Genomic DNA, 12240 nt, shown 5'->3' on the forward strand with positions numbered 1-12240 from the left:
CCCGCGTCGTCTACAACCAACTCAACACCGACCACCAGAACGACCACACCCAAGCCCCGCCGACTTGCCAACCGGCAGCGGCTTGACATAGGAGAAACCCGTGATCCACCGGAGTGTACGAATAACTCCGTCTTGGCGAAGAAATCTCTGGGGCGTTTGACCTGCCGTACTACCGGGCACGTGGGAGGTCTATCTGGCGGCAGGCTTCCTACCGATGACTGCCCCCTTTGCCTTCCCGCGACCGGAAACGACCGATACCGGTCAGTCCCCGATCCGGGGGGCCGGCCCCCCGGCCCAGCATCGACGGCACCCTGTGCCGGCCTCCGATCGCCGCGCGGGCGGTTGGGGCCGTGGGACGATCCAGGCACGTCGGGGGGAGAAGGAGGTTGGAGTGAGCGAGGCGCTCTGGGGTGTGGCGATCGGTGGGGGCGTTGCCGTTGTGTCGGCGTTGATCGCGTCGGTCGTAGGACCGCTCATGACTGCCCGCCATCTGCGGGCGACTGCTCGCGCGGAGCGTTTGCACTTCGCGCTCCGGGAGCTCGACGACGCGACGGACCACTGGTCGCTGATCGGGAGCGACGTCGAGGATGCCGTCGCGCACGAAGCGGAGGGCAGGGTGTTCGTTGCGCTCCGGCGGCTGGCGAGCGCGTCGGGCAGCCGGCTCCTGCATCGCGCGGTTGCGAAGGCCATGGACGATCTGGACGGTGCCTACGCGGTGGTCACGTTTTCCGACGAGGACCTGGCGCGGAAGGTCGACGCGGCGCGGTCGGAGTTCTTGAAGTCCGCCGACTATGCCGAGCAGATCGCCGCTCAGATGGTGGACCCGCCGTTGCTGCCCGTGCGAGTGGTCCGCTGGACAGTCCGGACGAGGAACCTCCGGAAGTGGTGGCTCGCGCAGCGGCGGGTGGCCCGCGCAGGGGGTGCATGACCGGGCCTCCGTAAACGATCGTTTCTGGGCGAGTCGACTCGGGAGACTGCGAGGCTGTGACTTGCGCCGCTATATGGCGGGGTGCTGTCGGAGTTATTTGGCGGGCGGTCAACTGGTGCCGATGACGAGGGTGCCGGCGGCGGCTTCGATGACGTCGTTGGTGATGGTGTCGAGCTCGTTGATCTTCAGGACGCGCTCGATCTGGGGAAAGAGACGCTCGAGGAGCCTGAAGTTCCCGCGCGTGATGCGGGCGATGGCGGCGATGGCTTGAGCGTCGGTGAAGTCCTCGGGGTCGATGGTCTTCCCGAGGGCGCGCCAATGTCGCTGTAGGACGAAGAGCAGTTCGTCCTTGCCCAGGGGCCGGTACTGGTGGGCGAAGCCGACTCGGCTGTAGAACTGGGGGTAGTGGGTGAACTGCTTCTCCAGGCCGGGCATGCCGATCAGGATGAGGGCGATGTTGTCGCGGTCATAGCGATCACGGAGTAGTTCCAGGGCGGTGGGGCGTAGGCGTTCGGACTCATCGACGATGATCAGTTCCACGTAGTTCTTGCCGTGGCGCCATCCCCATGTCTGTGGCGCGATCTGTCCGGCGGGCGTGATGTGCTGCTCGATGCAGATGTTGGTGCGGGCGATGGCCTGGTCGAGTTCGTCCTTCAGGGCCCGTGGCGTGGTCAGCACGCTGGGGGTGTAGAGCACGGTGCGGCTCTTGGCCAGCACGGCGTAGATCTTCGCGTCGCTGTCGGAGCGCGGGCCCCAGTAGGTCAGCAGGTCGTGGGCCTTGTCCCAGCGGGTGTAGCGGCGCGCAGACAATGTCTTACCTACGCCCGCTGGTCCGAAGCACAGGCCGATGGTGTGCCCGCGGCGCACGGCGTCGGCGAACTCGGTGAAGCGGCGGTGCTCTTTGGTCACGATGAAGCGCTGGCTCACCTCAGGTCCTCTCTGTAGACCTTCAACTTCCGACGCGGCTCCTGGGCCGGCGCCTCGGTCGCGGGTGCAGGTTCGGGGGTGTGGGTGGCCACGACGGCGATGCGCTCGTTGATGCCCTGGCGCAGGGCGCGACGCCGGGCGTTGCGGGCTGCCTGAATCTCCTTGAGGCTGACTTGCTCGCTGTGGTGGTTCTGGTTGATGGCCCTGCAGATGAACTCCTCGTGGTCGAAGACCCGGATCTCGGCAATGTCCCTGGGGTCGTAGCGGATCACGACGGAGTGGCCGACGTAGCCGGCGAGGGTCGGGCAGATGTAGCGCAGGCCCTGGAAATGGATGCCATCGCGGCGCACAACGCGGGTCTGAGCGACGGTGAGCAGCAGCCCGTCGAGGTCTTCGAGGCTCTCGGGCATGCGCGGCAGCCAGCCCTCGGCGATCCAGGCGGTGCGCGGGGAGGTGCCGAGCTCGCTGTGGGCGCGGTCGTTATAGGTGGCGATGAACCCCTCCAGAGCGGTGTCGAGCTCACCCAGAGACAGGCTCGGCGTGGGCCAGGGGTGCCCTTCGGCGATGTGCCCAGACAGACCAGCCAGAAGTTGGGTGTTCACGGTCCCGAAGAACCTCTCCACCTTTCCGCGACCCTGGGGACGAGCGACGGCAGAGTGGATCAGCCGAATGTGCAGGTCTACGGCGGTGGCGGTGAGCTGGTTGCTGGTGAAGTCGCTGCCGTGATCGACGTAGAGAACGTCTGGGATGCCGCACATCGGCCAGATGGGGTCGGCCTTGTGCCAGATCGCCTGACGCAGTGCCAGGGCGGTGTTCATCGCGGAGGGCGCGCCGAGGAAGACCGTGTAGCCGCAGATGGCTCGGGAGCAGTCATCGATGATCGTGGTCAGCCAGGGGCGGGTTGGTTTGCCGTCGGTGCCGACCACGAGGATGTCGAGCATGGTGTGGTCGGCCTGCCACATCGCGTTGGGGCGCTCGGCCTGCCGACGCAGCGCGAGTTCGTACTTGTCTCGGTAGGACGCCGGTCCTTCCAGGGCGAGGGTGACCATGCCTGGGTCGAGCGCGTCGACGATGTCCCGCACCACTCCATAGGACGGCACCGGCCAGTCCTGCTGGTCGCAGATGCTGCGCACCTTGCGATGGATCGTGACGGTCGCCGGCCGAGGCTTGCTCAGCGCCAGGCCCTCGATCAAGGCCACGAGTTCGCCGGGCAGGCGGTGCCTGCCGGCATCAGAGCGCCGCCGTGTGCCCAGGCCTGCGTACCCACTGGTGCGGTAGCGGGCGTGCCAGCGCTCCAAGCTGCGCAGTCCAATGCCGCAGTCGCGGGCGAGGGCGGCGAGCGGGACCTGGTCCTCGACGTGGAGCCTGAGGATCTGCCAGCGCCCGGCCGCGTCCATGACCTACACGGCGGCTCTCGGTCGCCGTGGTGCCATCGCAGGGGCGCTGCCCTGCCGGTTCAGTGCTCGGTAGATAGTGGTGCGGCTGACTCCCAGCACATCACCGATCTGCGCCACGGTCATCTCGTTCTGCTCATACATGCGCCTGGCCGCCTTGACCTGGGCGGGTGACAGCGACGAGGGCCGCCCACCGGTCCGGCCCCGTGCCCGGGCGGCCGCCAGACCGGCGTTGGTGCGCTCACGGATAAGGTCGCGCTCAAACTCAGCCAACGCGGCGAAGACATGGAACACCAGCCGCCCGCCCGAGGAAGTCGTGTCGATCGTCTCCTGCAGGGAGCGGAACCCCGCGCCGTAGTCAGACAGGATCTGCAACTGGTCAATGAGATGCCGGATCGAACGGCCCAACCGATCCAGCCGCCACACCACCAGGGTGTCACCCGGGCGGAGCTGGTCCATCAGCTTCTCCAGCTCGGGACGGTGATCAAGCGACCCAGAGATGGTGTCGACGAAGACCCGATAGCAGCCAGCCGCGTTCAGCGCATCGATCTGCAGCGAGGCATCCTGATCGGTGGTCGACACGCGCGCATAACCGAGGAGGTGCCCCATGGCACTGACTGTAACGATACTCATCCGGCAGGGGAAGTATCGAGCCATAGAATCCGGCACTGAGTTCCGCTACAACGGTGCGAGCCAAGAACCGCGGAGCGTCAAGCATCTTGACACGGGGCCCGGCGCATCGTCATCGCTGTAGCGGAATCGTTCGTTTTCGGCATAGCCTGTTGATTCAGTCGACACTGTATAGTTCAGCGCATGCTGACCATTGCTACGCGTTTGGATGTGATGAACCGGTTGGGCCGGGCCTTGGCCGACCCGACGCGGTCGCGGCTCCTCATGACTCTGCTCGAAGGGCCCGCCTATCCGGCTGAGCTGGCACGGAACCTCGGGCTGACGCGCTCGAACGTGTCAAACCACCTGGCGTGCTTGCGCGACTGCGGCATCGTGGTCGCCGAGCCCGAGGGCCGCCAAACGCGCTACGAGATCGCCGACCCACACTTAGCCCGAGCGCTCAATGCGTTGGTCGATGTCACCCTCGCACTAAACGAGAACGCTCCCTGCATCGATTCTGCCTGCCCGGTTCCCGGATGCACCGGATGCACCGAGGCCGGGACTGACGCATGATCCTGTCCTCGGTCCTGCCGGCGATCGGACTGTTCATTGCGACCAACATCGATGACATCATCGTGCTCTCGCTGTTCTTCGCCCGCGGCGCGGGGCAACGTGGAACGACGGCCCGGATCGCCGCAGGCCAGTACGTAGGATTCGCCGGCATCCTGGGCGCCGCCGTGCTCGTTTCGCTGGGCGCGGGAGCATTCCTTCCCGAGGAAGCCATCCCGTACTTCGGGCTCATCCCCCTGGCCCTAGGACTGTGGGCCGCATGGCGGGCGTGGCGTGGGGACGACGACGATGACGATGACGCCAAGGTCGAGGGTAAGCACGTCGGTGTCTGGACTGTCGCCGCAGTCACTTTCGCCAACGGAGGAGACAACATCGGCGTCTACGTCCCGGTCTTCCTCAGTGTCGGACCTGCGGCCGTGGTCGCCTACTGTGTCGTCTTCCTCCTGCTCGTCGCGGTGCTCGTGATGCTGGCCAAGTTCATCGCCACCCGCCGACCGATCGCCGAAGTCCTCGAACGCTGGGAGCACGTCCTGTTCCCTGTCGTCCTGATCGGCCTCGGCATCGTCATTCTGGTCAGTGGCGGAGCCTTCGGTCTCTAACAGTTCCTCGATGACTCCTGTTCGAACGGCGCGACCGTACCGCCACATAACAGCGACAGTTCGCCGCCATATAGGAGCCAAAACCACAGCGAGGCTCCCCGCAGACGTCGCCCGTTCCGAACCGTCGTTTCGGGCCACTCCGTTTCGGCGCGAGGTTCCGGGCGTCCGTCGCCTGTCTACGCGGGCACTGAGGGTTGGGCGCGCGAGCAGCGAGGGGATGAGAGTGCAGGCGAGTCCGGCGATTATCCAGAAGGCCGGGTGGCCGACTTCGTGGGCAGCGCGGCCAAGGGGCGCGGACATGCCGCCGGCACTATTGGGCCGGTAGGCACCCGCCGTCCATGATTACGCCGCCGACCTCGACGGTCACCGCGTCGGCCTCCACCGCACCGAACACGCAGCCGCCTTCGGGTGCGGCGGCGCCGAACGCGATCCCGGCGCCAGACCGGGTCTGCACGGACGCCAGACCGAGCGACTCCAGAGCAGCGCGGACGTCGTCCTCGGTTGCGGGTCCTGCAAGACGGAGCTGCTCAAGTGCCTCGGTGACGGCGGGTACGAGCGCCTCGGCGGCAGTCGCCACGTCGTCGGGAAGATCGTGCCGCTGGCGGTACTCCTCGTTCCCCTCCATCAACTCCTCGGGGTCGTAGGCGACGCAGTATTCCGGCAACTCGCCCTCGACGGGCTGGGGGCAGGCTGCGGTGGGCGAACTGGTCGTCGACGGTGGCGAAGTCGATGTCGAGCCGTCCGCGTCGGCTGGTGAGGTGCCGGGCGCGCCGCACCCGGTCATCAGCGCTCCCGCCAGGAGCGCTGCGCCGAGTGCTGCCGCCAGCACCCCCCGTGTCTCCCGCGTCATGTCGTGAGACTAGCCCGCAGGGTGCAGCGCCCGTCGGAGGTCACGTGGCGGCTCCGCGATCTTGTAGATGTTCCACAACATCGCAGCGCCGCGTCGGATTCGATCGTATTCGGCCAGGCAGAACCACAGCGGTTGACGGCACTCATCGCGCGACGCTCAGGTCGTCACTGACGGCATCATTACCGGCCGTGCGCTATGCCAGGTTCGGGAACTCCTGGCCGATCTGCGATCCCACAAGTGTCCGGAATGGGCCCTGCGGCGGTGCCGAGTCACGTTCGACCACCCGACCAATGTCCGCTGGGAAGTACGACTCCTGCCCGCCGGGCATGCGCACCGACACCAGGTCATCGTCATCGTCGTCCACGATGACGATCGTGCCGGCAGAGTCGTCGACGATCTCGCACAGAGTGCCAGCCGGGTAGATCGTCCAGACCAGTTCATCACCTGAGTCGTCTGTCACGACCGGCTCGGCGCTCAACAGTTCGAAGTACCTCATCACTGCTCCCTCAGTAGTTCCCGGCCACATTCGACAGGTACAGAGCCTTCGCATCATCGGCAGCCAGGATCGCTGCACGCACGTGGGGGTCCTTGACGTCCAGAACTCGGGTCTGCCCATCGACGGTGGTCAAGGACTCGATGCGGTGGAACTCGTCTCCGTACTCGGCCGCGAACTTGGCCATCCCCCGTAGTTTCGGGAGCGCATCCCGCAGGTGGTGGGAGTGAGGGTCGACGATGCTCACTCGGATTTGCCCGGCCTGTTCGGTGAAGAACAGGAAGTCCGGCCGCAGCGACCGCCACTTGGGTCCGTCCTGCCATGCCACCCCTAGGGAGTCCTGTGACGCCCGGCCAGGGTTGCGATACCAGGCGAGCGCACCGGGCCGGCCCATCTCCTTGGTGAGCACCTCGAGCTCGATGGAGGTGTGTTCACCGAGCGGGTAGTTCCCGTCCTGGTCGGACAGCAGGTGCCCGGTGCGGGTCGGTAGCGAGATCTCGTCGCCGACGGCGTCCTGGGTCTTCGTCTCGACGATGCTGTTGCGTGGCCTGGTGAGCATCATGCGCTGCGGCTCGACCGACATGGCCCGGATGTCGTTGTAGACGGCCTGGCGTTCGTCGGTGAGGTCCTTGATCGCGACCCGATAGTCGCCGAACCAGCGACCGGTCAGGTTGGTGGCCTCACGCTCGAGATCGGCCACGACCTCCGGCACCAGGGCGAGGGCGGCGACCTTCACGTGCGCATCGCGTAGCCCGTCCTCGCCGGTCTCGGGGTCCTCCGGGCCTGCGAGGTGGTCGACGTAGGTGCCGGCGAGCGCCGGGGAGAACGCCCGTCCTGCCTCACGGAACGCGGCCTGGATGGCCCGGTCGTCAGCGGTCTCAGCGAACTTCTCGTATGCGGTGGTCGCACCGGTCTGCCCGGTGATGGTCTCCCCGTGTACGGTCCACACCTCGCGTACCGCGGCCTCGACCTTGTCCCGGTACCGGGCGGCACACCCATCGAGCACAGCGTGCAGTTCGGCGTGAGCGTCCTTGCCGGCGTTCGGACGCAGCCCGTCGGTGGTGAGCGCCTGGGCGAACGCGGTCAGCCGCTTCACCGGCTTCGAGCCGACCCGTGGCACCGACTCGGACGGCAACTCTTCGAACGCCTCCCACACACGCTCGGCAACGGTGGGGTTCGGGGTCATCTCCTGCGGGGAGATGAGCACCCTCGGCCCGCTGCCGCCGGCGCCCGGGAAGTCCTCGAGCGACCCGGTCAGGACCTCCACGACCTCGGTAGCGGTCTTGTGGTTGAAGTGTGGCAGCAGACACTCGACGGTATTGAGTCGGTCGTTGCCGGGGATCCGCATCGCCAGCGGGGTGCGGACCATACGGCCGAGGAGCTGGGTGATGTGGGTGGCGTCCTTCGCTGGCCGGAACGACATCAGCACCTCCGCACGGGGGCAGTCCCAACCGGTACTGATCGCGTCCTTCGCCAGAAGCACCCGCACGTGGGTGGCGTCCTGCACGCGTTCAGGTGCGATGTAGGGCACCTCGAATCTCCCGTACCTTTCGGTGCGGTGCTCCCCGAGGACGTGCGCGACCGCGTCAGCCGGCAGGTCGGTCCACGTCTCAAACACCGTCGCCAGGGCACGTTCCACCTCCGCCGCATCTGGCCGGTTCGGAAGCTGCAGCACCATCAACGGCACCACCGGGTCCGAACTGGTGGTGCCGTCGTCCTGGGTGGCGGTGTACTCCGCCCACGCCCGCGTGGACGCGATGATCTTGCGGGTGGCACGCGTCAGGAGAACCGTGTCGAACAAGCCGGACTCGGCCGGGATGTCCAGGGCGATGGTGTCCTTGAGCAGCCCGGACTCCTGCACCCGCACCGGGTCAACGACGACCTTCGGCAACGCCAGCCGCGACTCCGACACCTCCGCCGACCGCATCGCGTCCTCGAACCGCTTCACCGTGGCAGAGATCCCCCACACCACCGGGATCGGCGGCACCCCGGCGTGCCCGTTGATCAGCCGGCGCACGATCGTCGGCTTCTCCGACGACGCTCTCGTGCCGAACCCGCGGTGAGCTTCGTCCTGCACCAGATACAGAGTCCGCGTCCCGTCCTCAATGGTGTTCCGCAGGGTGTCCCAGATCGTGTACGCCTGCATATCCGGCGTCGATGACGGCTCGAGTCCGGGCAGGTGCCCACCGTCGTCGTCGTGTCCTCGGGTCAGCAGAGACGACCTGGTGAGTTTCCCGGTGTTGAGGAAGTACACCTTCCCCGGCGACAACTTCGCGTGACTGAACGGGTGCTCGATCACCACCAAATCGGAGTGGTTCAGCCGGTCCGAGGCCGCCATGAGCCGAAACCTGGTCTGTTCGTTGAGGCTCGGGTCATCGGAGAACCACAGCACAACTGCGGATGGGTCCGGGGCGAAGTCGTGCTCGTCGCTGCCGTAGAACAGCGCCTCAATCGCCGCAGCGGCCATGACGGTCTTTCCAGCCCCCGTGGTCGCCGACAGCGCGAACTGGGAGGTGTCGCCCAGCTCGTGGAACAGACGGCGCGCCCGGGTCAGGTTGCCCAACACGTCACGAACCGCGTCGCCCTGGTACTCCTTGAGTGTGTACCGCACGCTCAGTTCCTTCCGCGGTTGATCTCGAAGTTCGACAGGTACGACTCGTACAGCCGTACCGGCTCGACGTGGTCGGGCAGGGCGGCACAGATCATCTGGAACCGTCGCTCATCATCGGTCACCACGAACGCCATCCGCGCCGTCTCGCGCCCGGCGAGCGAAGTTAGGAACGCCTTCGAGGAATCCAGGTCCACAAGCACCCCGTAGACCTCGGCGACATCCCATCCCTTCTCAGGAACGGCGTCGATCCGACGGCCCCGTGAGCCGGCTCGCAGCCACAGCAGCGGCGCAATCGCAGCGAAGTCACGGTTGCGAGCCACCCGCCACGGCGTCTCATACGTCAAGGTGAAGAATTCCACGTTCTCCTCGAACCCCTCGGCCATCGGAAACTCGTCCACGAACCGGTAGTCACCGGTCACGGGTTCACCGCTCGGCGTGCGGCCCGTGACCGCGGCCCGCAGGCGAGGCTTCGTGATGTAGTCACAGATGCCGAGGGCTTCCCATTCGGGGTCCCCACTGCGCAGCCCTCTCTTGAGGAGACCGGCTTGCTCAGTCGCCGAGACCTCGTTATTGGTGACGACGACTGAGCGGCGCTGGCCCCCGAGCTGGCGGTTCAGGCGCATCACCGCGTGCGTGGTCGTTCCGGACCCGGAGAAGAAGTCCAGGACGACCGCGTTCGGTTTGTCGGCGACGAAGAACCGCAGGGTGTCTTCGACCGCATACAGCGACTTGGGGAAGGGGAACTTCCTTCCCGGGATGAATTTCTCGAGTAGCCGACTGCCGCTGTTGCCAGCGTCGTGCGACGTGATGCGCCAAATGTCCGTCGGGACGAACCGGGCTTCGTAATTAGAACCATCAGTGATGACAGAACCATCCGAGCGGTGGCCGGAGACCTGGAAAACGCCATCGACGACCTTCTTCCTCTCGCCCTGCTTCAGGTAGTAGACAGTCGTCTCGCTGGCCTTCCACGGCCCCATTCGCGCAAATCCACCCTGGAGCAGTTCGCGAAGCGCAACGGGGCTAATCTGCCAGCGCCCTTCCTGCCCGTCATTGCGGATCGGCCAGATCGCGGTGCATCCGTCTGGGACGGGTGCCTCGTGCCACCCGCCTCCGTAGAACGGCTCACCGATCGAGTGGAATGCGGGACCGTCAACGGTCTGGTGCACGTAGATCGGGTAGAAGAGATTCGGATGAGTCGTGCGGAAGGGTTGCGTGCCCGACCGAATTAGGCGCGCCCAGTAGAGGTCCGCCTTGTTTTTCGTTCCGACCGGGTTCCACTCGTCTCCGAGGACCAGCGGTACAGGCGCCGACGCGCCGACCTGCACGAAGTACAGGTACTCCGCGGCTCGGTTGAACGTGCCTCTTCGGGTCGAACCGCCAGGGGTGATCGACGATGTCACCATGGTGATTCGGGCGTCGGGGAAGGTCTGCTCGAGGAGCAAGCCAAGTCGCAGGTACTCCTTCTCGTCGATGGTGACGACTAGCACCGAGTCAGCCGGATTGAGGAGTTCCTTGGCGAGGAGCAGCCGGCGTTCGATGAAGGCGAGCCACTTGGAGTGCCGGTAGAGGTCATCTCCGTCGACGTAGTCGTTGTTGTACTTCCAGTCCTTCGCGCCAGTGTTGTACGGCGGGTCGATGTAGATCGCGTCGACCGTGGCTCGGTGGGTGTAAAGCAGGGTTTGAAGGGCGTGGAAGTTCTCGGCGTTGATCACGGTGTGGAACGGCTTGTCTCCGCCTCGCTCTACCCTGCCCGTGGAGCGCAGTCCCGGATAGATCGGGTCGCGAAACTCAGCCACGACCACAAGGTCGTCGGCCAGAACCGTCTGAGAGGTCGTCTCCTCGTTGAGCAGAACCAGGTGCGCCACGCTGGCGCCGTCGATGCTCTCAATGCTCCCCACTCGCCACAGCCGCTGGTCGCCCCGACCGCCTAGTTCCCCACGCGGTGACAGGACGCGGACCTTATCGCCCTTCCGGACCGGCCGCTCGGGCAGTTCGACGGCTTCAGGCCGATGACGTTCGAAGTTCAGCCCAAACACCCGCCGCTCCGACAGCGTGCGGATCTCCGCTTCGAGGTCACGTCCGAGTTGGGGGTCCTGTGACCTCGCCTGGGCGAGCAAATCGGTCAGTCGGGACACGCCTATGCACTCCTTCAGGTTCCTGGCCTTGTCTAGTTACCTATCCAGTCCGGCTGGCGCCGGATCACGAGAGAGGACCGCCTCAACCTACCGTCGCCATGGGGTGGTAGATCGCTCGGTTCGAGCCGCAGCATGGTCGATCTGTGCTCAAGCCCAACTAGAGTCGATGTCGTGTCTCAGGATGATGCCCTCTTCGAATTCAGCGACCCACGATCGGCCAGGACGGCGCAGCCACACCCACCGATCCGGTCAGATCAGATCGACCAACTCCGTTCGGCTTTCGAGCAGGCCGGGATCATGAGCGATGCCGAACGGCGTCGGATCATCGAGAGTTGTGTGATGAGGCCGCTCCCCTCCCTACGCGACCTACGCGCCACAGACGTGCGCTTCATCCTTGAACGCCTCGAGAGTCGCCAACCGCATCAGACGCAGACCGGCGGCTCCTCCTGGGATGATCGCGACGGCGACACGTGGATTGATCGTCTCTAGGACTCGCCACCGCGAGTAGGGACACGCCCGTTGACTGCTACCTTCCCCCGCCGTCCCGTGCGCGGTAGCTCCGGCCCGCTTATAGCCGCTTGGGCTTAATCGATGAGGCGGCCGAACTCCCGGGCCAGCTCGGAGGCCCGTTGGAGGTGTTGTGCCGCCTCTTCGACTGCGATCGCCGGGGTCGTTTCCGTCGTTGTGAGAAACGTCGTAGTCCTCGAGCGTGGATCCAACGGCCGGGACCAAGTCCACGCCTTGCCCAAACACTGGGCAGCGTAACGTCACCGATCCCCTCGCGTGAGCATTCTGATGACGTCGGCCAAGCCGCGGCATCCTCGGCCGACGGTTCGGCACACAGGACCGTGGTGAGGTGCCCTGCGGGCCGGCATCGATGACGAGCGTGCGTCATCCGGCTTGGGTTGCAGTTCGAGCCAGGCGGAAGTCTCGGTGGTCTTGCGCCCTCCCCATTCTGGTCGCAGATCGCGCGACGCGGGGGCGCCATGTGGTGCTCCTGTCCCGTGGGCGGTACGCCCTGGAGAGCCTTAGCCTCGATCCACCGATGGGCTGGGTGTCGGGGCCTGGATCGGCTCCGAGGTGATGGTGGCGTTTGTGGGCGTGTCGTAACGGCCGGTCTGCCC

Annotated in this window: 11 protein-coding genes; 4 read left to right on the plus strand and 7 right to left on the minus strand. The window is 65.9% G+C overall.

Going from position 1 to position 12240, the window contains the following annotated elements; genetic code table 11:
* Window positions 1-475: 475 nt before the first annotated feature.
* Window positions 476-928 carry a hypothetical protein gene (locus tag HALOF300_RS07530; protein WP_156740347.1) on the plus strand — a complete coding sequence of 151 codons (453 nt, stop codon included), beginning with the start codon at window positions 476-478 and terminating at the stop codon, window positions 926-928.
* Between the two features lie 108 nt (window positions 929-1036).
* On the opposite strand, the gene HALOF300_RS07535 is transcribed toward HALOF300_RS07530, so the two are convergent.
* From HALOF300_RS07535 to HALOF300_RS07545, 3 genes are read right to left on the minus strand one after another with little or no spacing between them, the layout of a single operon-like run.
* Entirely contained in the window at window positions 1037-1855 is an 819-nt protein-coding gene (locus tag HALOF300_RS07535) for an AAA family ATPase (RefSeq protein WP_156740348.1), read from the minus strand.
* Complete coding sequence (locus HALOF300_RS07540) at window positions 1852-3252, minus strand: Mu transposase C-terminal domain-containing protein (RefSeq protein ID WP_156740349.1); 1401 nt, start codon at window positions 3250-3252, stop codon at window positions 1852-1854. Before HALOF300_RS07540 ends, HALOF300_RS07535 begins: the two co-directional genes overlap by 4 nt.
* Window positions 3253-3255: 3 nt before the next feature.
* Window positions 3256-3858 carry a recombinase family protein gene (locus tag HALOF300_RS07545; RefSeq protein WP_156740350.1) on the minus strand — a complete coding sequence of 201 codons (603 nt, stop codon included), beginning with the start codon at window positions 3856-3858 and terminating at the stop codon, window positions 3256-3258.
* Between the two features lie 204 nt (window positions 3859-4062).
* Between HALOF300_RS07545 and cmtR the strand changes: the two genes are divergently transcribed.
* Window positions 4063-4431, plus strand: coding sequence for a Cd(II)/Pb(II)-sensing metalloregulatory transcriptional regulator CmtR (gene cmtR, locus HALOF300_RS07550; protein WP_156740351.1), 369 nt, complete (start codon window positions 4063-4065; stop codon window positions 4429-4431).
* Window positions 4428-5027 (plus strand): cadmium resistance transporter, encoded by a 600-nt coding sequence (locus HALOF300_RS07555; protein ID WP_156740352.1) that lies wholly within the window; start codon window positions 4428-4430, stop codon window positions 5025-5027. The genes cmtR and HALOF300_RS07555 overlap by 4 nt, the downstream gene beginning before the upstream one ends.
* Before the next feature lie 310 nt (window positions 5028-5337).
* Here the strand turns inward: HALOF300_RS07555 and HALOF300_RS07560 are convergent, their stop codons facing one another.
* The 4 genes from HALOF300_RS07560 to HALOF300_RS07575 all read right to left on the minus strand — a co-directional run bounded on the left by HALOF300_RS07560 (window position 5338) and on the right by HALOF300_RS07575 (window position 11116).
* Complete coding sequence (locus HALOF300_RS07560) at window positions 5338-5877, minus strand: hypothetical protein (protein WP_156740353.1); 540 nt, start codon at window positions 5875-5877, stop codon at window positions 5338-5340.
* Window positions 5878-6070: 193 nt separating this feature from the next.
* Complete coding sequence (locus HALOF300_RS07565; RefSeq protein WP_156740354.1) at window positions 6071-6373, minus strand: hypothetical protein; 303 nt, start codon at window positions 6371-6373, stop codon at window positions 6071-6073.
* Window positions 6374-6383: 10 nt separating this feature from the next.
* On the minus strand, window positions 6384-8981 hold the full coding sequence (locus tag HALOF300_RS07570) for a DEAD/DEAH box helicase (RefSeq protein ID WP_156740355.1): 2598 nt from the start codon (window positions 8979-8981) through the stop codon (window positions 6384-6386).
* A gap of 2 nt (window positions 8982-8983) precedes the next feature.
* Window positions 8984-11116 (minus strand): site-specific DNA-methyltransferase, encoded by a 2133-nt coding sequence (locus tag HALOF300_RS07575; protein WP_156740356.1) that lies wholly within the window; start codon window positions 11114-11116, stop codon window positions 8984-8986.
* A gap of 171 nt (window positions 11117-11287) precedes the next feature.
* On the opposite strand from HALOF300_RS07575, the gene HALOF300_RS07580 reads away from it, so the two are divergent.
* On the plus strand, window positions 11288-11605 hold the full coding sequence (locus HALOF300_RS07580; RefSeq protein ID WP_156740357.1) for a hypothetical protein: 318 nt from the start codon (window positions 11288-11290) through the stop codon (window positions 11603-11605).
* Window positions 11606-12240 lie beyond the last annotated feature (635 nt).

It is taken from the genome of Occultella aeris (genome assembly GCF_902703175.1).
Classification (GTDB): Bacteria; Actinomycetota; Actinomycetes; order Actinomycetales; family Beutenbergiaceae; genus Occultella; species Occultella aeris.

Excerpts from the sequence above, each read along its gene's own strand:
- HALOF300_RS07530 (WP_156740347.1), top strand. The coding sequence starts at position 476 with ATGACTGCCCGCCATCTGCGGGCGACTGCTCGCGCGGAGCGTTTGCAC.
- HALOF300_RS07540 (WP_156740349.1), bottom strand. The coding sequence starts at position 3,252 with ATGGACGCGGCCGGGCGCTGGCAGATCCTCAGGCTCCACGTCGAGGAC.
- HALOF300_RS07545 (WP_156740350.1), bottom strand. The coding sequence starts at position 3,858 with ATGGGGCACCTCCTCGGTTATGCGCGCGTGTCGACCACCGATCAGGAT.
- cmtR (WP_156740351.1), top strand. The coding sequence starts at position 4,063 with ATGCTGACCATTGCTACGCGTTTGGATGTGATGAACCGGTTGGGCCGG.
- HALOF300_RS07555 (WP_156740352.1), top strand. The coding sequence starts at position 4,428 with ATGATCCTGTCCTCGGTCCTGCCGGCGATCGGACTGTTCATTGCGACC.
- HALOF300_RS07560 (WP_156740353.1), bottom strand. The coding sequence starts at position 5,877 with ATGACGCGGGAGACACGGGGGGTGCTGGCGGCAGCACTCGGCGCAGCG.
- HALOF300_RS07565 (WP_156740354.1), bottom strand. The coding sequence starts at position 6,373 with ATGAGGTACTTCGAACTGTTGAGCGCCGAGCCGGTCGTGACAGACGAC.